This window comes from Mycobacterium sp. PTI7 (assembly GCF_056679845.1).
On the sequence record NZ_CM155252.1, the window covers coordinates 1,167,925 to 1,188,152 of the forward strand.

Annotated in this window: 19 protein-coding genes; 16 read left to right on the forward strand and 3 right to left on the reverse strand. The window is 69.9% G+C overall.

What is annotated here, in order from left to right:
- Positions 1–31 precede the first annotated feature (31 nt).
- The 7 genes from AC1MEY_RS05660 (at position 32) to AC1MEY_RS05690 (ending at position 7,214) form a co-directional block, all read left to right on the forward strand.
- Positions 32–403, forward strand: a complete 372-nt coding sequence (locus AC1MEY_RS05660) for a YraN family protein (protein WP_480229728.1) — start codon at positions 32–34, stop codon at positions 401–403.
- On the forward strand, positions 403–1,917 hold the full coding sequence (locus AC1MEY_RS05665) for a YifB family Mg chelatase-like AAA ATPase (RefSeq protein ID WP_480229729.1): 1,515 nt from the start codon (positions 403–405) through the stop codon (positions 1,915–1,917). Before AC1MEY_RS05660 ends, AC1MEY_RS05665 begins: the two co-directional genes overlap by 1 nt.
- Positions 1,914–3,041, forward strand: a complete 1,128-nt coding sequence (gene dprA / locus AC1MEY_RS05670; RefSeq protein ID WP_480229730.1) for a DNA-processing protein DprA — start codon at positions 1,914–1,916, stop codon at positions 3,039–3,041. The genes AC1MEY_RS05665 and dprA overlap by 4 nt, the downstream gene beginning before the upstream one ends.
- A 9-nt stretch (positions 3,042–3,050) precedes the next feature.
- A complete protein-coding gene (locus tag AC1MEY_RS05675; protein ID WP_480229731.1) occupies positions 3,051–4,097 on the forward strand; it encodes a glycoside hydrolase 5 family protein in 1,047 nt (348 codons plus the stop codon).
- A gap of 72 nt (positions 4,098–4,169) precedes the next feature.
- A complete protein-coding gene (locus tag AC1MEY_RS05680) occupies positions 4,170–5,021 on the forward strand; it encodes a siderophore-interacting protein (protein WP_480229732.1) in 852 nt (283 codons plus the stop codon).
- 46 nt (positions 5,022–5,067) lie between these two features.
- Entirely contained in the window at positions 5,068–6,228 is a 1,161-nt protein-coding gene (locus AC1MEY_RS05685; protein WP_480229733.1) for an alpha-hydroxy-acid oxidizing protein, read from the forward strand.
- 83 nt (positions 6,229–6,311) lie between these two features.
- The gene (locus tag AC1MEY_RS05690) at positions 6,312–7,214 is read left to right on the forward strand and encodes a tyrosine recombinase XerC (RefSeq protein ID WP_480229734.1); all 903 of its coding nucleotides are present in this window, start codon (positions 6,312–6,314) and stop codon (positions 7,212–7,214) included.
- 3 nt (positions 7,215–7,217) lie between these two features.
- Here AC1MEY_RS05690 and AC1MEY_RS05695 read toward each other — a convergent pair whose 3' ends face one another.
- Together AC1MEY_RS05695 and AC1MEY_RS05700 are read right to left on the reverse strand one after the other, a co-directional pair.
- Complete coding sequence (locus AC1MEY_RS05695) at positions 7,218–8,192, reverse strand: TIGR03621 family F420-dependent LLM class oxidoreductase (RefSeq protein ID WP_480229735.1); 975 nt, start codon at positions 8,190–8,192, stop codon at positions 7,218–7,220.
- A 46-nt stretch (positions 8,193–8,238) separates the two neighbouring features.
- Positions 8,239–8,730, reverse strand: coding sequence for a M23 family metallopeptidase (locus AC1MEY_RS05700; protein WP_480229736.1), 492 nt, complete (start codon positions 8,728–8,730; stop codon positions 8,239–8,241).
- Positions 8,731–9,074: 344 nt separating this feature from the next.
- Here AC1MEY_RS05700 and rpsB point away from each other — a divergent pair, with 344 nt between their 5' ends.
- The 8 genes from rpsB to AC1MEY_RS05740 all read left to right on the forward strand — a co-directional run bounded on the left by rpsB (position 9,075) and on the right by AC1MEY_RS05740 (position 18,679).
- Positions 9,075–9,917 (forward strand): 30S ribosomal protein S2, encoded by an 843-nt coding sequence (gene rpsB, locus AC1MEY_RS05705; RefSeq protein ID WP_480229737.1) that lies wholly within the window; start codon positions 9,075–9,077, stop codon positions 9,915–9,917.
- 11 nt (positions 9,918–9,928) lie between these two features.
- The gene (gene tsf / locus AC1MEY_RS05710) at positions 9,929–10,744 is read left to right on the forward strand and encodes a translation elongation factor Ts (protein WP_480229738.1); all 816 of its coding nucleotides are present in this window, start codon (positions 9,929–9,931) and stop codon (positions 10,742–10,744) included.
- Between the two features lie 118 nt (positions 10,745–10,862).
- Positions 10,863–12,278 (forward strand): amidase, encoded by a 1,416-nt coding sequence (locus AC1MEY_RS05715; RefSeq protein ID WP_480229739.1) that lies wholly within the window; start codon positions 10,863–10,865, stop codon positions 12,276–12,278.
- A gap of 303 nt (positions 12,279–12,581) precedes the next feature.
- Complete coding sequence (locus tag AC1MEY_RS05720) at positions 12,582–13,679, forward strand: ABC transporter permease (RefSeq protein WP_480231316.1); 1,098 nt, start codon at positions 12,582–12,584, stop codon at positions 13,677–13,679.
- A 95-nt stretch (positions 13,680–13,774) separates the two neighbouring features.
- A complete protein-coding gene (locus AC1MEY_RS05725; RefSeq protein WP_480229740.1) occupies positions 13,775–14,341 on the forward strand; it encodes an FtsX-like permease family protein in 567 nt (188 codons plus the stop codon).
- A 1-nt stretch (position 14,342) separates the two neighbouring features.
- Positions 14,343–15,092, forward strand: coding sequence for an ABC transporter ATP-binding protein (locus tag AC1MEY_RS05730; protein ID WP_480229741.1), 750 nt, complete (start codon positions 14,343–14,345; stop codon positions 15,090–15,092).
- A gap of 43 nt (positions 15,093–15,135) precedes the next feature.
- Positions 15,136–16,665 carry an APC family permease gene (locus AC1MEY_RS05735; RefSeq protein ID WP_480229742.1) on the forward strand — a complete coding sequence of 510 codons (1,530 nt, stop codon included), beginning with the start codon at positions 15,136–15,138 and terminating at the stop codon, positions 16,663–16,665.
- Between the two features lie 4 nt (positions 16,666–16,669).
- Positions 16,670–18,679, forward strand: a complete 2,010-nt coding sequence (locus tag AC1MEY_RS05740) for a primary-amine oxidase (protein WP_480229743.1) — start codon at positions 16,670–16,672, stop codon at positions 18,677–18,679.
- 3 nt (positions 18,680–18,682) lie between these two features.
- Here the strand turns inward: AC1MEY_RS05740 and AC1MEY_RS05745 are convergent, their stop codons facing one another.
- Positions 18,683–19,120 (reverse strand): carboxymuconolactone decarboxylase family protein, encoded by a 438-nt coding sequence (locus tag AC1MEY_RS05745; protein WP_480229744.1) that lies wholly within the window; start codon positions 19,118–19,120, stop codon positions 18,683–18,685.
- A 316-nt stretch (positions 19,121–19,436) separates the two neighbouring features.
- Here AC1MEY_RS05745 and pyrH point away from each other — a divergent pair, with 316 nt between their 5' ends.
- Entirely contained in the window at positions 19,437–20,180 is a 744-nt protein-coding gene (gene pyrH / locus AC1MEY_RS05750) for a UMP kinase (RefSeq protein WP_480229745.1), read from the forward strand.
- The last annotated feature ends 48 nt before the right edge of the window (positions 20,181–20,228 follow it).

Here is a 20,228-nt window from a genome sequence, read left to right on the forward strand (position 1 = left end):
TCTGTCCGGGTGACCGCTCATCGTCGGTGGCATGACCCAACCTCTGACCCGCGCCCAACTCGGAGCGCTCGGTGAACAACTCGCCGTCGATCACCTGACGTCGCTGGGCTGGAGCGTGCTGGCCCGCAACTGGCGCTGCCGCTGGGGTGAACTCGACGTCATCGCCTACGAGCCCGCGGCGTCGGCGGTGGTGTTCGTCGAGGTGAAGACCCGCAGCGGCGACGGGTTCGGCGGGCTGGCGCAGGCCGTGACCCCGACCAAGGTACGGCGGCTGCGGCGTCTCGCCGGGCTGTGGCTGGCAAGTCAGACGCGCAGCTGGCCGCAGATCCGCCTGGACGTCGTCGGCGTCCTCGCCGCACCCGGGACGACGCCACAGCTCACGCACCTGCGCGGGGTCGGCTGATGGCGCTGGGGAGGGCCTTCTCGGTGGCGGTCCGCGGTCTGGAGGGCCTGCTCGTCGAGATCGAGGCCGACATCACCTCGGGGTTGCCCGGCGTGCACCTGGTGGGTCTGGCCGATGCGGCGCTGCAGGAGTCGCGAGACCGGGTGCGCGCGGCGGTGACCAACTGCGGCAACACGTGGCCGCAGGCGCGGCTGACACTGGCGCTGTCGCCGGCGACGCTGCCGAAGATGGGGTCGGTCTACGACATCGCACTCGCCATGGCCGTCCTGTCCGCCGAACGCAAGACGCAGTGGGCGCGCCTCGAGAAGACCGTCCTGATGGGCGAATTGGCGCTCGACGGTCGGGTCCGTCCGATCACCGGGGTGCTGCCGGCGGTCCTCGCCGCCAAGAACGAGGGGATCCAGTCGGTCGTCGTGCCGCGGGACAACCTCGCCGAGGCGTCCCTGGTGGACGGTGTCGACGTGTACGGCGCCCGCGACCTCCGTCAACTGCAGGACTGGGTCGAGGGCAAGACCCAACTCGAGGGACGGGTCACTTCGTCGCCCGCGACCGACGACGTGCCCTCCGACCTGTCCGACGTCGTGGGGCAGGCGCATGCCCGCTACGCCGTCGAGGTGGCCGCGGCCGGTGCCCACCACCTGATGATGACCGGCCCGCCAGGCATCGGGAAGACGATGCTTGCCCAGCGGCTGCCGGGTCTGCTGCCCGATCTGACGTCCGACGAGTCGCTCGAGGTGACGGCGATCCACTCGGTTGCGGGCTTGCTGTCGGGCAGGTCGCCGCTCATCACGCGTCCGCCGTTCATCGCGCCGCACCACACGTCGTCGGTCGCGGCGATGGTCGGCGGCGGCTCCGGCATGGCCCGACCCGGCGCGGTGAGCCGGGCGCACCGGGGCGTCCTCTTCCTCGACGAGTGCGCGGAGATCGGCGTCAGCGTCCTCGAGGCGCTGCGAACACCGTTGGAGGACGGCGAGATTCGTCTGGCGCGGCGCGACGGGGTCGCTCGGTATCCGGCCCGCTTCCAGCTCGCGATGGCAGCGAACCTGTGCCCGTGCGCTCCGGCGGATCCGCAGGACTGCGTATGTCCGGCGGCGACCAAGCGGCGCTACCTCGGCAAGCTGTCCGGCCCCCTGCTCGATCGGGTGGACCTGCAGGTACAGATGCACCCGATCAAGTCCGGCGCCATCGCGATGCAGGTGGCGGGGGAGCCGACGACGGCGGTGCGGGCCCGCGTCGCGGCCGCTCGGGAGGCGGCGGCCGACCGGTGGCGCGAGCACGGCTTCCGCACCAATGCCGAGGTGGGCGGATCGCTGCTGCGACGGCGGTACAAGCCCACCGTCGCGGCGATGAAGCCACTCGTGAGCGCGCTCGACCGCGGCCGGCTCAGCGTCCGGGGAATGGACAGGACACTGCGGGTGGCCTGGACGCTTGCCGACCTGGCAGGCCTGGAGATGCCGGGCCTCGACGAGGTCAACACCGCGCTGAGCTTCCGCGACGCCGGGTGTGCGCTGTGAGCGCCGACGAGGAGGCACGCGCCTGGGCCTACCTGTCGCGGGTCGCCGAACCGCCGTGCGCACCGCTCGCCGCACTGGTCGCGGAGTTCGGCCCGGTCGAAGCCGCCGACCGGGTACGCCGCGGCAAGGTGTCCGACGAGGTGCAGGCCCTGACCCTCGCGCGCCGCGACGTCGATTGCGCCGCAGACGATCTGGAGACGCTCGCGCGACTGGGTGGACGTCTGCTCACACCCGAGTCCGACGAGTGGCCGCACTACGCGCTGTCGACGTTCGGGGCCGGCGAGGGTCGGGACACGCCGCAGAACCATCCGCCGCTGGTGCTGTGGATGCTGGGGCCGGAGCGACTGGTGGACGTCACCGATCGGGCGTGCGCGATCGTCGGGACCCGCGCCGCGACGGCCTACGGCGAATACGTCGCGTCGGACTTCGCGGCCGGGCTGGTCGAGCGCGACGTCGCGGTGGTCTCGGGCGGTGCGTACGGCATCGACGGCGTCGCGCACCGCGCGACCCTGGCCGCCGGCGGCCTCACCGCCGCGGTGCTGGCGGGCGGCATCGACGAGCTGTACCCGGCGGGCCACCGCTCGATGCTGCAGCGCATCGGCCGGGAGGGGCTCATCGTCACCGAGTACCCGCCGGGCGTGCGACCCGCGCGGTTCCGCTTCCTCACCCGCAACCGTCTGGTGGCGGCACTGTCGGGCGCGACGGTCGTCGTCGAGGCGGGACTGCGCAGCGGCGCCGCGAGCACCGCCGCGTGGGCGAAGTCGCTGAACCGGCCGGTGTGCGCGGTCCCCGGCCCGATCACGTCGACCTCGTCCGCCGGGTGCCACGTGCTGCTCCGCGGCGAGGCCCACCTCGTCACGCGGGCCTCCGACATCGTCGAGTTCGTCGGACACATCGGCGAACTGGGCACCGAACTGACGGGTCCTACCAGTCCGCTCGACGACCTGACCGACGTGGAACGCCGGGTCTACGAGGCGCTGCCGGCCCGCGCCGCGCGAACCGCCGAGCAGATCGCCGTCACCGCCGGCATTCCCGTGGAGCGCCTGTTCGGACCGCTCGCCAGCCTCGAGATGGCCGGTCTGCTGACCCGCAGGCAGGGGCGATGGCAAATCGCACTCCGGTAAGTTGGTGCCGTGAACAGGCTCGTCATCGGGAGGGGCGGCCGAATTCTCACCGCCCTCCTGCTGATCCTGATCCTGTCGGTCGGGGGCTGTCGCAGGGCCGGAGCCGACCCCGTCGTCCCGGCCGATGGCTACGGATTCGCCGTCGGCGCCCCGCAGGCGTGGATGAGCCCCGAGGACGCGGACCGCGAACTCGACGCGGCCGCCCTGACCAACGCGCGGTGGCTACGCGTCCACATCGACTGGCACTTCATCGAACCGGTGAAGGGTCAGTTCGACTGGGCGTACGTCGATCACTGGATCGACGGCGCGCGCATCCGCGGCCTGAAGGTCCTCGGGCTGATCACCAACACCCCGGAGTGGGCGCGGCAGCCCGGCACGTACTTCAGCGCCCCCGCGATCAACGCGTCGGACTACGCCGACTTCGTCAGTGCGGTGGTGAAGCGCTACCGGGACCGCGTATCGGACTGGGAGATCTGGAACGAGCCGAACCTCCCGCTGTTCTTCGGCTACGCCGAGCGCCGCCCCGAGCAGTACGTCGCGCTGCTGAGGGCCGCCTACCCGGCGGTCAAGGCGCTGCAGCCGAACAGCACCGTCGTAGCCGCGGGCCTCAGCCCGGCCGACGGCGTCGACGCCCCGCCGAACTTTCTCAACGACATGTACATCGCCGGCGCGAAGGGCTTCTTCGACGCGACGGCGATGCACCCGTACGTGTTCCCCGACGGCATCGCCGCCGACCCGCAGCGCGGCTGGGCCGACATCGCGGGCATGCACGACGTGATGACGATCTACGGCGACGGCGACAAGCTGATCTGGATGACCGAACTCGGCGCCCCCACCAGCTCGCCGTCGGCGCGCGGCGTCAGCCAGGAGGAGCAGGCCCAGCAGATCGTCGACGTCTTGGAGGGTGTGGCCGCCACCGGTTTCAGCGGTCCGGCCTTCATCTACTCGATCCGCGACGAGGACACGGGCAACCCCGAGGAGTGGCTCGACAATTTCGGGGCACTCCTCACTACCGACTTCCGACCGAAGTTCGCGGCCTCGGTGCTGGCACGGTAGACCGCCACCGAACCACGGCCGCTCGTATAGTCGATGACGTCGGCAAACGACGACACGAGACTGGAGGACACCGTGGCAGGGCGCCCGATCCATACGTTCGAGGTGGTGCGCAGCGAGCAGCTGACGCCGCACATGATCCGGTTGGTGCTGGGCGGTAGCGGGTTCGACACGTTCACCCCGAACGCCTACACCGATGCCTACGTCAAGCTCGTCATCGTCCGCGACGACGTCGACGTCGAGGCGCTCGAGCAGCCGTTGACCAACGCCAGCTTCGAGGCGTTGCCGCCCGAGCGGCGGCCCGTGGTCCGCACCTACACCGTGCGCAAGGTCGACGCCGAGCGACGCGAGATCAGCATCGACTTCGTCGTGCACGGCGAGCTGGGCGTCGCGGGCCCGTGGGCGGCGTCGGCGAAGCCCGGTCAACGCGCCTTCCTGATGGGACCGAGCGGAGCGTACGCACCTGACGCCGCCGCCGACTGGCACCTGATGGCCGGCGACGAGGCGGCGCTGCCCGCCATCAGCGCCGCGCTGGAATCCCTGGCACCCACCGCGTGCGGTCAGGTGTTCATCGAGGTGAGCGGCCCGGACGACGAGGTCGAACTGAGCGCGCCGGAGGGCGTCAAGGTCCGCTGGCTCTACCGCGGCGGCCGCGCCGACCTCGTGCCGGAGGACCAGGCGGGCGACAACGCGCCGCTGGTCGCAGCGGTCAAGGAGGCGGTCTGGCTGCAGGGCCAACCGCACGTGTTCATCCACGGCGAGGCGCAGGCCGTCATGCACAACCTGCGGCCCTACATCCGCAAGGAGCGCGGCGTCGACGCGAAGTGGGCGTCCATCTCGGGCTACTGGCGGCGCGGCCGCACCGAGGAGACCTTCCGGGAGTGGAAGGCCGAACTGGCCAAGGTCGACGAGAAGGCCGGCTACTGACCCGACCCGTCGGCACCGCAGGCGCGCGGGCTGGCAGGCTGGAGCCATGGCGTTCGGTGACTACCAGCTAGAGATCTACCTGCAGGGCCTGTCCGGGGTCGTGCCGTCCCTGCCGATGGCGTTCGCGGACCTCGAAGCCAAGGCGGCGGCGGCGATGTCGCCGTCGGTGTGGTCCTACGTCGCGGGCGGAGCCGGTGACGAGCGGACCCAGCGGGTCAACGTCACCGCCTTCGAGCGCTGGGGACTGATGCCCCGGATGTTCGCCGCCGCCACCGAGCGCGACCTGACGCTCGACCTGTTCGGGCTGTCGCTGCCGTCGCCGGTGTTCATGGCGCCGATCGGCGTCATCGGCATCTGCGCGCAGGACGGACACGGCGACCTCGCGGCGGCGCGCGCCGCGGCCCGCACCGGCGTGCCGCTGATGGTGTCGACGCTGACGTCCGATCCGCTCGAGGACGTCGCCGCTGAACTCGGCGATACGCCGGGGTTCTTCCAGCTCTACACGCCGAAGGACCGCGACCTCGCCGCGAGCCTGGTGTCGCGGGCCGAGGCCGCCGGCTACAAGGGCATCGTCGTCACGCTCGACACCTGGGTGCCGGGATGGCGGCCGCGCGACCTGTCCACGTCGAACTTCCCGCAGCTGCGCGGACACTCCCTGTCGAACTACACCAGTGACCCGGTGTTCCGTTCGCGGCTGGCGCAGTCATCGGAGGAGAACCCGCAAGGCGCTGTCCTGCAATGGGTGTCGACGTTCGGCAACTCCCTGTCCTGGGACGACCTGCCTTGGCTGCGGTCGCTGACCACACTGCCCCTGCTCGTCAAGGGCATCTGCCATCCCGAGGACGCGCGGCGCGCCATCGACGGCGGCGTCGACGGCATCTACTGCTCCAACCACGGGGGCAGGCAGGCCAACGGCGGCATCCCCGCGATCGACTGCCTGCCCGGCGTCGTCGAGGCGGCCGACGGCGTGCCCGTGCTGTTCGACTCCGGCATCCGCAGCGGCGCGGACATCGTCAAGGCCCTCGCGCTCGGCGCCACCGCGGTCGGGATCGGCCGGCCCTACGCCTACGGCATGGCGCTCGGCGGCACCGACGGCGTGGTGCACGTCCTGCGATCGCTGCTCGCCGAGGCGGACCTGACGATGGGCATCGACGGCTACCCGTCGCTCAAGGACCTGACGCCGGCGGCGCTGCGGCCGGTGCGCTGACCCCGAGCGAGCGTGCATCGACTCGGTATCGGAACCGGCGTGTCGCCTGCAGACACGCACGCTCGCCGAAGAAGGTGGTGGGCATGGAGGCGGTCCTCGAGGAGTTCGACGAGTACCTCGCGCTGCAACGGGGCCGGTCGGAGCACACCCGGCGCGCTTACCTCGGCGACCTGAGGGCGCTGTTCGCGTTCGTCGGGCAGCGCCACCCGGGCCCGATGCCGCGGGACCTCACGCTGCCGCTGCTGCGGTCGTGGCTGTCGACGCAGGCCACGTCCGGCGCGGCGCGGACGACCCTCGCCCGGCGCACGTCGACGGTCAAGACCTTCACCGCGTGGGCGTCGCGGCAGGGGCTGATGGACGTCGACCCGGCGACCCGGCTGCAGATGCCCAAGGCGCACCGCACGCTGCCCGCGGTCCTCCGGCAGGACCAGGCGCGCGACGCCATGGACGCCGCGGCCCTCGGCGCCGAGCAGGGCGATCCGATGGCGCTGCGCGACCGGCTGATCGTCGAGATGCTCTACGCCACCGGCATCCGCGTCAGTGAGCTGTGCGGACTCGACGTCGACGACGTGGACACCTCGCGTCGGCTCGTGCGGGTGCTGGGCAAGGGCGACAAGCAGCGCACCGTCCCCTTCGGGGAGCCGGCCGAACGCGCCCTCGCCGCCTGGCTGTCCGACGGCAGGCCGACGCTCGCGACGCCGACCTCCGGAGCGGCGCTGCTGCTCGGCGCGCGCGGTGGCCGCATCGACCCCCGGCAGGCCCGCACCGTGGTGCACCAGACGATGTCGGCCGTCGGCGGCGCACCCGACATCGGGCCCCACGGACTGCGGCACAGCGCCGCCACGCACCTCCTCGAGGGCGGCGCAGACCTGCGCGTCGTCCAGGAACTGCTCGGACACTCCACGCTGGCCACCACGCAGCTCTACACCCACGTCACCGTGGCGCGACTGCGCGCCGTCCACGATCAAGCACACCCCCGCGCCTGACGCTCACGAGCGCAGCAGGGCCACGACCTTTGCGATGTCGGGCAGCGCCGACGGACGGCCCGGCAACTCGTCGAACACCGTCCAGTAGCTGATGCCGAACCGGCGTTGCCGGTCGACCAGCGTCTCCGCCATCTCGTCGTGCGTGCCGAGCAGGACGAACGGCGAGTCCAGGATCTGCGCCGGGCTGAGGCCGCTGACCGTGGAGGCCAGCTCGGTGGCCGCGGCGGCGCGGTCGATGGTCGGCACCACGAACTGGATGAGGGCCTGCAGTTCGACGTCCTCGAACCGGTCACCCGCGGCCTGGCGCACCACGTCGATCCGATCGATGAGGCCGCGGTCGTCGAAGTGGCTCATCCGCACCTCGGTCGCGTCACGGCTGTGCGCGATGCCCGCGAAACCGGCGATGTCGGCCACCCGACCCGCCAGCTCCAGTACCCGATCGCCGTTGCCGCCCAACAGGAGTGGCACCGGGGTCTTGGGTGCCGCGACCAGCTGGCCGGCGTCGGCGTGCACCCGGTAGTGCTCGCCGTCCACGTCGATGGCCTCTCCCGCGAGCAGCGCGCGGATGATCCGCACCGACTCGACGAGCCTGTCCACGCGCGTCGCACTCCAGTCGAACGCCAGGCCCGCGGCGTCGTACTCCGACTTCATGTGACCCGCGCCCAGGCCGAGTTCGAACCGGCCACCGGACACCGCCGCCAGCGTGGTCGCCTCCCGGGCCACCTCGACGGGATGGCGGAAGTCGTTGTTGAGCACCAGCGTGCCGACGTGCATGCGGGTGGTCGCGACGGCGGCCGACGCCGCGCCGGCGATCGGCGACAGGGTCGGGACGATGTGGTCGGCGAACGTCATGACGTCGATGCCGAGATCCTCGACCGCCCGCGCGTAGTCGGCGAACTCCCCGCCGCGCGGCAGAGCAGTGGTCAACCCGAAGCGCATCGGTCGGGTGCGGTGGGATCGCGCTGCCAGGCTCTCCATCTCCCGTGTGTTCCCCTGATGACGGGCGTGTCAATCACCGCCTCCGTCACCTTTGCAGCGGCTTGAGCCGGATCGGGGTCGACGCGAGCAGGCCGAGCGGGTCGACGTAGGCCGCGCGGGACGACGGTCCCCACATCGCTCCCCAGTGCAGGCACGCCGTCGACCCGCAGCCGGGATGGCCCGCCTCGAGGTGGCCGAGCGGCGTGCCGGGTCCGACGGTCGCACCGGCGCGGACCGCCGCCCGAACCGGTTCGTAGCTGGTGCGCAGCCCGCCGGAATGGGCGATCGAGACCACCGGCTTGCCGGCCACCCGGCTGGCGAACACCACCGTGCCCTCGGCAGGGGAGTAGACGGGCTGGCCGACCCGACCCGCCAGGTCGACGCCCCGGTGGCCGGGCAGCCAGTTCGGGGACGGCGCGTCGAAGGCGCGCAGCACCGCCGGCCGGGGCCGCAGCGGCCACTCCAGTCGCCCGTCGTCGGCCCGCGCCGGCGCCGCGACGACGACTCCGATGAGCACCGTCACCGCCAGCCAACGCATCACCCCAGTTCAGCGCGCCGGGCGCAGGCGCACCAGGGGTGCGCACGCCATCTGGGGATCGAATCGGCACTGGGGATGGATCCGCCGGGCCGCCGGACGGGGGCGGGCGGTCCTCGCGTGGCAGAAGCACGCATGTCAACGGTGTAAAGTCATAGCCGCAGTTCGCTTCGGCGGGCTGACTTCGCGCGCCTGTGCGCAGCCCCGTAGTACCCCGGTACCCGACGAGGTTGCACCCAGCATGCCGGACGGTCCCGACCCAGGTCGGGTCCGGCACGCAACAGGCGCCAGGGTCCGGCATCACCCGATTCCGGACGTCAACCGATCAACAAGAGGACCAAGCCACCATGGCTGTCGTAACCATGAAGCAGCTGCTGGACAGCGGCGCTCACTTCGGGCATCAGACCCGACGCTGGAACCCCAAGATGAAGCGGTTCATCTTCACCGACCGCAACGGCATCTACATCATCGACCTGCAGCAGACGCTGACCTACATCGACTCGGCCTACGAGTTCGTGAAGGAAACCGTCGCCCACGGCGGAAGCATCATGTTCGTCGGCACCAAGAAGCAGGCGCAGGAATCCATCGCCGACGAGGCGACCCGCGTCGGCATGCCCTACGTGAACCAGCGCTGGCTGGGCGGCATGCTCACCAACTTCCAGACCGTGCACAAGCGCCTTCAGCGGATGAAGGAGCTCGAGGCCATGGAGCAGACCGGTGGCTTCGAGGGTCGCACCAAGAAGGAAATCCTGATGCTGACGCGCGAGAAGACCAAGCTCGAGCGCAGCCTCGGCGGTATCCGCGACATGGCCAAGGTCCCGTCGGCCATCTGGGTCGTCGACACCAACAAGGAGCACCTCGCGGTCAGCGAGGCGATCAAGCTGGGCATCCCGGTCATCGCCATCCTGGACACGAACTGCGATCCGGACCAGGTCGACTACCCGATCCCGGGCAACGATGACGCCATCCGGTCGGCAGCGCTGCTGACCAAGGTGATCGCGTCCGCGGTGGCCGAGGGACTCAAGGCCCGTTCCGGCGCCGGCTCGAGCGACAAGCCCGACGCCGAGGCCGTGGAGCCGCTGGCCGAGTGGGAGCAGGAGCTGCTGGCCGGTGCCACCGCATCTGCGCCCGCCGCGCCGGCCGCTGCCGAGGCGTCGGCACCCACCGAAACGACCACTGAATCCTCCTAGGAGAGTCGAGAATGGCGAACTACACCGCTGCCGACGTCAAGCGACTTCGGGAGCTGACCGGCGCAGGAATGATGGACTGCAAGAACGCGCTGGCCGAGTCCGACGGTGACTACGACAAGGCCGTCGAGGTGCTCCGGATCAAGGGCGCGAAGGACGTCGGCAAGCGTGCCGAGCGTGCGACCGCCGAGGGTCTGGTGGCCGCCAAGGACGGTGCGCTCATCGAGCTGAACTCGGAGACCGACTTCGTCGCCAAGAACGCGGAGTTCCAGGCCGTCGCCGATCAGATCGTCACGGCGGCCGCGGCTGCCAAGGCGGTCGACGTCGACGCGCTGAAGGCTGCGCAGGCAGGCGACACCACGGTCGAGCAGGTCATCGCCGACCTGAGCGCCAAGATCGGCGAGAAGCTCGAACTGCGCCGTGCGGTCTACTTCGACGGACAGGTCGAGACCTACCTGCACAAGCGTTCGGCCGACCTGCCGCCCGCAGTGGGCGTGCTCGTCGAGTACACCGGTTCCGACAAGGGCGCCGCACACGCGGTGGCCCTGCAGATTGCCGCGCTGAAGGCCAAGTACCTGACGCGTGACGACGTGCCCGAGGATCTGGTCGCCAACGAGCGTCGCATCGCCGAGGAGACTGCCCGCAACGAGGGCAAGCCCGAGCAGGCGCTGCAGAAGATCATCGAAGGCCGCCTCACCGGCTTCTACAAGGACGTCGTGCTGCTGGATCAGCCGTCGGTGTCCGACAACAAGAAGTCGGTCAAGGCACTGCTCGACGATGCAGGCGTGACCGTGACGCGGTTCGTCCGCTTCGAGGTCGGACAGGCCTAGTCGTCGTCTGCGCGGCGTACCAGCCGCGCATCGAAGGACCCCGCGCCCGCACCTTGGGCGCGGGGTCTTCTCGCGTCTAGGGGCCTGCCGCCCCGGTACGACTTGGTACCGTCGGCGGGTGACCCGAATCTCCGCCTTCGACGACGATGCCCTCGGTGACCTCGACGCGGTGGGAGTGGCCGCCGCGCTCGCCGCGGGTTCGGTGTCCCGCACCGAGGTGATCGATGCGGCGATCGCCCGTGTCGAGAAGGTGAACCCCGTCCTGAACGGCCTGGCCTTCGAGGCGTTCGACCGCGCCCGGGTGCGCGCCGCGGCGCCGCACCCGTTCGGCGGTGCCTTCGACGGCGTCCCGACGTTCGTGAAGGACAACGTCGCGGTCGCCGGCATGCCGACCATGGAGGGCACCGACGCCTGGGCACCGCGTCCCGCAGTGGCCGACGGCGACTTCGCCCGCGCCTACCTCGCCACCGGCCTCGTCCCGCTCGGCAAGACCCAGCTCTCCGAGTTCGGGTTCAGCGCGTCCGCCGAGCATCCCCGGCTGGGCCCGGTGCGCAACCCGTGGAACCCCGAGTACACCGCGGGCGCGTCGTCGTCCGGGTCGGGTGCGTTCGTGGCGGCGGGCGCCGTGCCCATCGCCCACGCCAACGACGGCGGCGGCTCGATCCGCATCCCGGCGTCGTGCAACGGACTGGTGGGGCTCAAGCCCACCCGCGGCCGACTGCCGCAGGACGCGTCGATGCGCGAGATGCCGATCCGCATCGTCGCCGACGGCGTGGTGACCCGCAGCGTGCGCGACACCGCCGCGCTGTACCGCGAGATGGAGAAGGGCTGGCGCAACCCGCGACTCGCCCCGATCGGCGACGTCACCGGGCCGGCACCCGCCCGACTGCGCGTCGCGGTGTACACGACGTCGGTGATCCGCGAGGCCGGCCCCGAGGTGCGGGACCAGACGCTGGCGACCGCCGAGCTGCTGGAGCGGATGGGACATCACGTCGACCACCTCGGCCGGCCTCCGGTGCCCGAGTCCTTCATCGACGACTTCCTGCTCTACTGGTCGCTGCTGTCGTTCGCGCTCGTCCGTGGAGGCGCCAAGCGGTTCGGTCCCTCCTTCGACCGCAGCAGGCTCGACAACCTCACGCTGGGACTCGAGCGTCACGCGGGCCGCAACCTGCACCGGTTGCCGCTGACCATCGCCCGGCTGGCCACGCTCGGACGCCGCATGCGCAAGCGGGTGGCCGACTACGACGTCCTGCTCACCCCGACGCTCGCCGAGCCGCCGCCACGCATCGGCCACCTCGACCCCACCGCGGACTACGCCCAGATCATCGACCGCCTGGTGGACTGGGTGGCGTTCACGCCGCTGCAGAACGTCACCGGTGACCCAGCGATCTCGCTGCCGCTGGGCGTGTCCGGCGCGGGCCTGCCCATCGGCATGATGTTCACCGCCCGGTGGGGGGAGGAGGCCACGCTGCTCGAACTGGCCTACGAACTCGAGGCGGCCGGCGCGTTCCGCCTGCCGCAGGCCGCCACCTAGGGTTCGTTCGCCTCCGAATCAGGTATGGCCGTTGGTGTTCCGTCGACATGGGGGAGTGGTGATCACGCCGCCCGGCGGACCGCGAAGCCGGTCGGGGTGGGGGTCGGCGCGGCAGCCGGACGACGAAATCCGTTGTCCTGCTGACACGATCCGGTAACCGGAGCCGGGTGTCGTTAACCTCCCGGATACCGGCAACGGCTTTCTGCGAAACACGTCAATTTCACCATTGCCCGTGTGGAGACACCTACGCTCACCACCGGCCGGTCACCGGACATCGCCGCCTCGGCATCGGGAAGCACCGTCATGTGCCTCGTCCGATTCGCGCTGGCGAACATCCGTCGACGGCCGGAACGGTTCGCGCTGTCCGTCGTGGGCATCGCACTGGCAATCGCGTGCGTGACGATCGTCCGCACCATCTCCGCCAGTTTCGCGATCACGGGGGCGGATTCGGTCACCGACGTCCTCGACGGCGCGCAACTGTGGGCGGTGCCCGCGGCGGGGGTCCACTACGACGCGGAGGTCGGGGCGCTCGTCGCCGACGGTCCCGCACCCACGTTCACGCTGCCCGACGGGTGGCGCACGGTACGGACCCTCTCCGGCGTCTCCGAGGTCGACGGCACCCAGGTGTCACTGCGCGGCGACGACGACACACCCTCGGGCCGAGCGGTTGTCGGCACCGCGCTCGCCGAGCAGCTCGGCGTCGCAGCGGGGGATCCGATCACGATCGGCGGCCAGTCCCTGACCGCGGAGGTCGCCGGGGCCGGGCACAGCGTCACCGTCGCCTCGAGCCTGGCGCAGAACGTCGTCGGCGCGAACGGGTGGTGGACGGTGTTCGCCCCGCCGGGGGAGGAGAACCGGCGTGACCTCGCGCAGCGCTTCGGCGCCGCGGTGGACCTGCCGCACACGGCCGACCCGGCGGTCCTCCCGGACCCGTCCGGGACCGGCCTGGTCTACGACACCGTGGGCGGATCGGGTCCGCTCACGTTCGAGCAGAAGTTCTCGGCGCTGTTCTCCGGCAAGGTGACGAGTTCGACGCTGGGGCTGATCTCGCTCATCGGGCTGGCCCTCGGCTTCGTCATCGCGCTGTCGTCGTTCCTCGCGGCCGTCGCCGAACGCAAGCGCGAGTTCGGCATCATGTCGAGCATCGGCCTCGCCGACGAGGTCCTCTACTTCTTCCTGGTGGAATCGGCGATCACGTTCGTCGTGGCCTATCTGGTGGGCGTGCTCGGCGCGGGAGCAGCTGTGGCGCTGGTGATTCCGAGCATCGCGACGCCGCTCGCCTGGTTGCAGGCGGCAGGCATGGTGGCTGCGTTCCTGCCGGCGATGGCGATCGTCGGAGCGTTGGTGCCGGTGCACAAGTTGCTGCAGCAGAAGCCGGTCGATCTCCTGGGGGACCGATGAGCGCTCGCGCGAAGAGGATCAGGCACCGATGAGCGCTCGCGCGAAGAGAATGAGGCACCGATGAGCGCTCGCGCGAAGAGGATGGGACGTGCACGATGCTGAGCAAGGGACTTGCCTACGGCTGGCTGTCGGCCCGCCGCCGCCTCGGGGAGATGGTGCTGCCGGTCATCACGACCGCGACGGGTGCGTTCCTGGTCGTGATCGTCTTCGGCATGGCGGACGGCATCAGGGCGCAGTCGGCGTCGCTCGGCCACGCCGACGAGATCGGTCGCGCGGTCATGCTGATCGCCGTGACGGTGCTGCTCGTCGGCGTCGTCGAGGTCGCGGTGGCGACCACCCGTACCGTCGCGCACCGCACCCGGGAACTCGGTGTGTTGAGCGCCAATGGAATTCCCCGCAAGCCGGTGATCGCCGCGCTGCTCGTCGAGCCCATGGTGGCCGCCGTCCTCGGCGCCGTCGCGGGCGCGGCACTCGCTGCGATGACCGGGGTCGCGCTGGGCACCCTCGGTCTGGTGGCCACCGGCGTCTCGATGACGGGCCTGCTCGCGGGCGCCGGCATCGCCGTCGTGGTGAGCATCGCCGCCGCGCTCGCCACCAGCATCCTGCCCACCTGGAACGCAGCGTCGCGGCCACCCATCCGATCACTCTCCACGGGAGGCTGACATGACCACCATCGACGACGCAGGCGAGATCACCGACGTCGCCGCTCCGGCACCGGCCTTCGAGGCGGATCCCGGCGCGGCCCCCGTCATCGAGGTCTCCGACGTCTGGAAACTGCACAAGCTGGGCGACGAGGTCGTCAAGGCTCTGGTGGCCGCCGAATTGACCGTCATGCCTGGCGAATTCGTCTGTCTGATGGGGCCCAGCGGCAGCGGGAAGTCGACGCTGCTCAACATCATCGGCGGACTCGACCGTCCCACCAAGGGCGTGGTGAAGGTCGGCGGCCGCGACACCGCGCAACTGTCGGAGAGCCAGTTCGCGGCGCTTCGGCACGACACCATCGGATTCATCTTCCAGAGCTACAACCTGATCCCGTTCCTGTCCGCGGTCGAGAACGTCGAGCTGCCACTGATGTTCGAGCCGTACGACCGCAAGGCGTTGCGCACGCGCGCCACCGAACTGCTCGAGCTGGTGGGCCTCGGCCACCGGATCAACCATCAACCGACGAAGATGTCGGGCGGCGAGCAGCAGCGCACCGCGATCGCGCGGTCGCTGATCAGCAACCCGACCCTCGTGCTGGCCGACGAACCGACCGCCAACCTCGACCACCGCACCGGCGAGACGGTGGTGCGCATGCTTCGCGACCTGTGTTCCACGCTCGGCGTCACGGTCGTCGCCAGCACCCACGATCCCACGGTGGCCGACGAAGCGACCCGTGTCGTCCGCATGAAGGACGGACAGATCGTCACCTGACCAGCACGTCCCCCCTTCGTCGATCCCTCTTGAAAGAGAACGCATGACACAGAACATCGAGGCGACACCGCCCGCCACGCCACCACCGGACCGCGACAAGCTGATGACCACCGAGCTGGTCCCCGAACAGATCCTGCCCAAGGTCATGAGCACCTTCGGGCTCACGGCCGCCTACGTGTTCATCATCTGCTGGGTCACCGGATCGTCGATCATGGCCGCCGGCGGCTGGACCGCGATCCCCATGTGGGTGCTCGGCATCCTCACGTTCCTGGTGCCGGCCGGCATGGCCGTCGTCGAACTCGGTAACCTGTGGCCCGGCCAGGGCGGGGTGTACATCTGGGCGTACCGCACGATGGGCGAGACCTGGGGCTTCATCGGCGGCTACCTGTCGTGGGTGCCGGTGATCCTCAACGCCGCATCCTCACCGGCCGTCGTCCTGCAGTTCCTGCTGCTGGCCTTCCACACCGAACTGGGACTGACCACCAGCATCATCCTGCAGCTGGTCATCCTGTGGACGGTGATCGGCCTGGCGCTGGCGAAACTCGCTGCCAACCAGAAGATCATGAACGTCGTGTTCGTCGTCTACGGCGTGCTGACGCTGACGATCTTCGTCTGCGGTCTGCTGTTCGCCGTCGAGAACGGCTCGGCCACGCCGTTCAGCTGGGCCGAGGCGACCATCCCCAACTTCGCGGTCGCCGGCTTCCTCTACGGCACCGTGCTGCTGTACCTGCTGGGCGTGGAGACGCCCTACAACATGGGGGCGGAATTCCTCTCGGTGCGCCGCAGCGGCCCGCGGATGATCCTGTGGGGTTCGGTGGCGCTGGTGGCGATCTACCTGCTGACCACGCTCGGCACGATGATGGCCCTGCCCACCGACGAGATCGATCCGGTGACCGGCATCATCGGCATGCTGGACGTGGCGGGCTTCCCCGGCCTGATGGAGGTCGCCGCCGTCGTTCTGGCCGGCATCATCATCGTCGCGCTGATGACCTACCAGGTGGCGTACTCGCGGCTCATCTTCGTGTCCGGGCTGGAGCGCCACCTGCCGCGCATCTTCACCCACCTCAACCCGCGGACCCGCAACCCGGTGTCGGCCATCCTGATCCAGGGCGTCATCTCGTCGCTGATCCTGGTGGGGCTGTACTCGCAGAGCAGCATGGCGAACGTCACCATCTACCTGCAGGGCGGGCTGAGCACGGTCTGGCTGCTGTCCGGCTTCTTCTTCCTGATCCCCGTGGTGGTGGCCCGCAAGAAGTACGCCGATCGCTATGCCGCGGAGACGTTCTGGCGGATCCCCGGCGGCATGGTCGGCGTGTGGCTGGTCGTCGTCGTCGGGTCCATCGGCACGGTCGGCGGCATCTACTACTCGTTCGTCACCCCGTGGATCGACGTCCCGCAGGCCACCTGGATGACGTGGGTGGGCAGCATCAGCCTGGGCATGTTCGCGCTCGGCCTGGTGGTCTACGTCTTCGGTCGCCGGTCCGCGCACAAGGTAAGCCAAGAGGACTCGCTGGCACATCTGGCGGTCTTCGATCTCAGCAAGGACGCGAAGTCCGACACGGAAGCGGTGTAGCACGATGACGATGGAAGACACGGTTCTCGGTACCACCGGCGCGAACTCGTCGCGGTACCCACTGGACCCCCTGGACGGCGCCGAGATCGAGGCGGCCGCAGCGGTGATCATGGCGTCCGAGTACGCCACGCCGACGCTGAAGTTCGTGATGATCCACCTCGCCGAGCCGGCGAAGAACGCGGATCTCACCTACGCCGGAGTCGACGTGCCGCGGTGTGCGTTCGCCTCGATGTACGACGCCGACGCCAAGTCGATCTACGAGGCGGTGGTGGACCTCGGCGCCCGCGTGATCGACTCGTGGAAGACGATTCCCGGCCGGTTCCCGTCCTACCTCGTCGAGCACATGACGGGCGTGGAGGAGAAGGTGCGGGAGGATCCGCGCTGGCAGGAGGCGATGCGCAAGCGCGGTGTCACCGACTTCGACCTCGCGATGATCGATCCCTGGCCCGCCGGGTACTACGGCGCGCAGGACCACCACGACAACTCGCCACTGGTGTGCCGGCCCCTGACGTTCATGCGTGCCGCACCGTCCGAGCACGGCTATGCCCGTCCGGTGGAGGGATTGATCGTCACCTTCGACCTCGACCAGATGGCGGTCATCGACATCGAGGACCACGGTGTGGTGCCGCTGCCCCCGACGGCGGGCAACTACTCCGAGCAGTTCATGTTCCACCCCGACAACCGGCCCGCGTTCACCGAGTTCCGCTCTGACGTGAAGCCGATCGAGATCACCCAGCCCGACGGCCCGAGCTTCACCGTCGACGGCTGGAACGTCCAGTGGCAGAAGTGGTCCCTGCGGATCGGCTTCAATCCGCGCGAGGGCATCACCCTGCACGAGGTCACCTACACCGATCGCGGCGAGACTCGGCCGATCCTGTACCGCGGATCGCTGTCGGAGATGGTGGTCCCCTACGGCGACACCTCACCCACGCACTGGAACAAGAACGTGTTCGACATGGGCGAGGTGGGGATGGGGTTCTCCGCGAACCCGCTCACCCTGGGCTGCGACTGCCTGGGGGAGATCCACTACTTCGACGGCACGGTCAACGACTCCAGCGGGAACGCCGTCACCATCCCCAACGCCATCTGCATGCACGAGGAGGACTTCGGGATCTCCTGGAAGCACACCGACTTCCGCACCGAGGAGGTCGAGGTGCGCCGGTCGCGCCGGCTGGTGGTGTCGATGATCTGCACGGTGGGCAACTACGAGTACGGGTTCTTCTGGTACTTCTACAACGACGCCTCGATCGAGGTCGAGGTGAAGCTGTCCGGAGTGCTCACCACCGGTGCGATCGCCGAGGGCGAGGAGCCGCGGTGGGGCAAGATGGTGGCCCCCGGCATCTACGGACCGAACCATCAGCACTTCTTCAACTTCCGGCTCGACATGAACGTCGACGGCCCGGGAAACAGTGTCTACGAGGTGGATTCGATCCCCGAGCCGGACCCGGAACTCAACCCGCACCACAACGCGTGGATCACGCGCGACACGCTGGTGGCGTCGGAGGCCGAGGGCGCACGGGACTGGGAGTGGAAGACCGGACGCTACTGGAAGGTCGCCAACCCGACGAAGAAGAACGAGCTGGGCAGCCCGGTGGCGTACAAGCTGGTGCCCAAGGAGATCGTCCCGGTGATGGTGCAGGAGGGCTCCTACATCTACGACCGGGCCCGGTTCGTGCAGCACAACCTGTGGGTGACCAAGTACGACGAGGCGGAGAAGTTCGCCTCCGGCGACTACATGTACCAGTCGGCCGATGCGCAGGGCCTGCCCGAGTTCGTCGCCGACGACGCGCCGCTCGAGGACACCGACGTCGTGCTCTGGTACACCCTGGGCGCGCACCACGTCGTCCGGCCCGAGGACTGGCCCGTGATGCCCTGTGCCTACACGGGTTTCCACCTGAAGCCGGTGGGCTTCTTCGACGGCAACCCGGCGCTGGACCTGCCGCCGTCACCGCCCAAGGCGTGCCACGGACGCGGCGGCGGCCATCCGGTGGCCGAGCGGGCCCGGGAGTCCTGAGGGTCAGGGCTTGACGGTGTAGTGGCTTGAGATCGCGACGCGGTTGAACGCGTTGATGACGATCGCGACCCACCGCACCGCCGCGGCCTGCGCGGCGGTCAGTGACTCGTCGTCGTCGTGCGCCGCGGCGCGGGAACCGATGTGGGCGATCTCCTCGGCGATGCCGAGCGCGGCGCGCTCGGCGGGGGAGAAGTACTGCGTGTCCCGCCATGCGGTGAGGACGGCGATGCGGTCGGTGGTCTCACCCTTGGCGACCGCGTCGCGGACGTGCATGCGCAGGCAGAACCCGCAGCCGTTGATCTGCGATGTCCGGATGCGGACCAGTTCGACGGTCAGCGGTTCCACGCCGGCGGCCAGTGCGGCGTCCTCGGTCTGCTGGTTCATCGTCAGCAGCGTCTCGTACGCGGTGGGCACCGCCGTGTTCAACGAGGTTCTCGCCATGGTCATCACTCCCGTGCGTCGACTGTGCACCGCGGACGCGGCACCTCCATCAGACGACGTAGCCGGCCGGTTCGTGAGGCGTTCGGTGACGGTCGCGGTCTCGCTGCTCTCCGCACACCACGAGTGACGGTGCGGATGGTCGGGTCTGCGCCCGGCGTGTCGCCCGCAGACCCGCACGCTCGCCGGAGAAGTGACGCGCCGCGACCCCTGCGCGCCCGGGGCCCAGCCGTTTGGCAGGATTGAGGTCGCCGTCGCGCGGGGAATGCCGCGGATGGCAGCCCTGGTGGGCAACGTGGCGCGGACCCGAAGGAGTCAGATGACGGAGACGGTCCCGACAACCGACCGGGCCGACGAATCCGGTTACTCCCGCGTGCTGCTCAAGCTCGGCGGGGAGATGTTCGGCGGCGGCCAGGTGGGGCTCGACCCCGACGTCGTCGCCCTCGTCGCCCGGCAGATCGCCGAGGTGGTGCGCACCGGCGTGCAGGTGGCGGTGGTCATCGGCGGCGGCAACTTCTTCCGCGGCGCGCAGTTGCAGCAGCGCGGCATGGAACGCAGCCGCTCCGACTACATGGGCATGCTCGGCACCGTGATGAACAGCCTCGCCCTGCAGGACTTCCTGCAGAAGGAGGGCATCGACACCCGCGTGCAGACCGCCATCACCATGGGCCAGGTCGCCGAGCCCTACATCCCCGGTCGAGCCCGCAGGCACCTCGAGAAGGGCCGCGTCGTCATCTTCGGCGCGGGCATGGGCCTGCCGTACTTCTCGACCGACACGACCGCCGCGCAGCGGGCACTGGAGATCGGCGCCGACGTGGTCCTGATGGCCAAGGCCGTCGACGGCGTCTTCACCGCCGATCCCCGCACCGATCCGGACGCCCAGCTCCTGACCGCGATCACGCACCGCGAGGTCATCGATCGTGGGCTGCAGGTCGCCGATTCCACGGCGTTCAGCCTCTGCATGGACAACCGGATGCCGATCCTGGTGTTCAACCTGCTCGTGGACGGAAACATCGCGCGTGCGGTCGCGGGTGAGAAGATCGGAACACTGGTCACCACCTGACGTCGTCTCGGACGACGGGGTGACACGAGCGACGGGAGCTGAAGTGCG

Bases quoted from the DNA above. Each gene is read 5' to 3' on its own strand.
- AC1MEY_RS05660 (WP_480229728.1), top strand. From the start codon at position 32: ATGACCCAACCTCTGACCCGCGCCCAACTCGGAGCGCTCGGTGAACAA.
- AC1MEY_RS05665 (WP_480229729.1), top strand. From the start codon at position 403: ATGGCGCTGGGGAGGGCCTTCTCGGTGGCGGTCCGCGGTCTGGAGGGC.
- AC1MEY_RS05685 (WP_480229733.1), top strand. From the start codon at position 5,068: ATGGCGTTCGGTGACTACCAGCTAGAGATCTACCTGCAGGGCCTGTCC.
- AC1MEY_RS05690 (WP_480229734.1), top strand. From the start codon at position 6,312: ATGGAGGCGGTCCTCGAGGAGTTCGACGAGTACCTCGCGCTGCAACGG.
- AC1MEY_RS05695 (WP_480229735.1), bottom strand. From the start codon at position 8,192: ATGGAGAGCCTGGCAGCGCGATCCCACCGCACCCGACCGATGCGCTTC.
- AC1MEY_RS05700 (WP_480229736.1), bottom strand. From the start codon at position 8,730: ATGCGTTGGCTGGCGGTGACGGTGCTCATCGGAGTCGTCGTCGCGGCG.
- rpsB (WP_480229737.1), top strand. From the start codon at position 9,075: ATGGCTGTCGTAACCATGAAGCAGCTGCTGGACAGCGGCGCTCACTTC.
- tsf (WP_480229738.1), top strand. From the start codon at position 9,929: ATGGCGAACTACACCGCTGCCGACGTCAAGCGACTTCGGGAGCTGACC.
- AC1MEY_RS05720 (WP_480231316.1), top strand. From the start codon at position 12,582: ATGTGCCTCGTCCGATTCGCGCTGGCGAACATCCGTCGACGGCCGGAA.
- AC1MEY_RS05725 (WP_480229740.1), top strand. From the start codon at position 13,775: ATGCTGAGCAAGGGACTTGCCTACGGCTGGCTGTCGGCCCGCCGCCGC.
- AC1MEY_RS05730 (WP_480229741.1), top strand. From the start codon at position 14,343: ATGACCACCATCGACGACGCAGGCGAGATCACCGACGTCGCCGCTCCG.
- AC1MEY_RS05735 (WP_480229742.1), top strand. From the start codon at position 15,136: ATGACACAGAACATCGAGGCGACACCGCCCGCCACGCCACCACCGGAC.
- AC1MEY_RS05740 (WP_480229743.1), top strand. From the start codon at position 16,670: ATGACGATGGAAGACACGGTTCTCGGTACCACCGGCGCGAACTCGTCG.
- AC1MEY_RS05745 (WP_480229744.1), bottom strand. From the start codon at position 19,120: ATGGCGAGAACCTCGTTGAACACGGCGGTGCCCACCGCGTACGAGACG.
- pyrH (WP_480229745.1), top strand. From the start codon at position 19,437: ATGACGGAGACGGTCCCGACAACCGACCGGGCCGACGAATCCGGTTAC.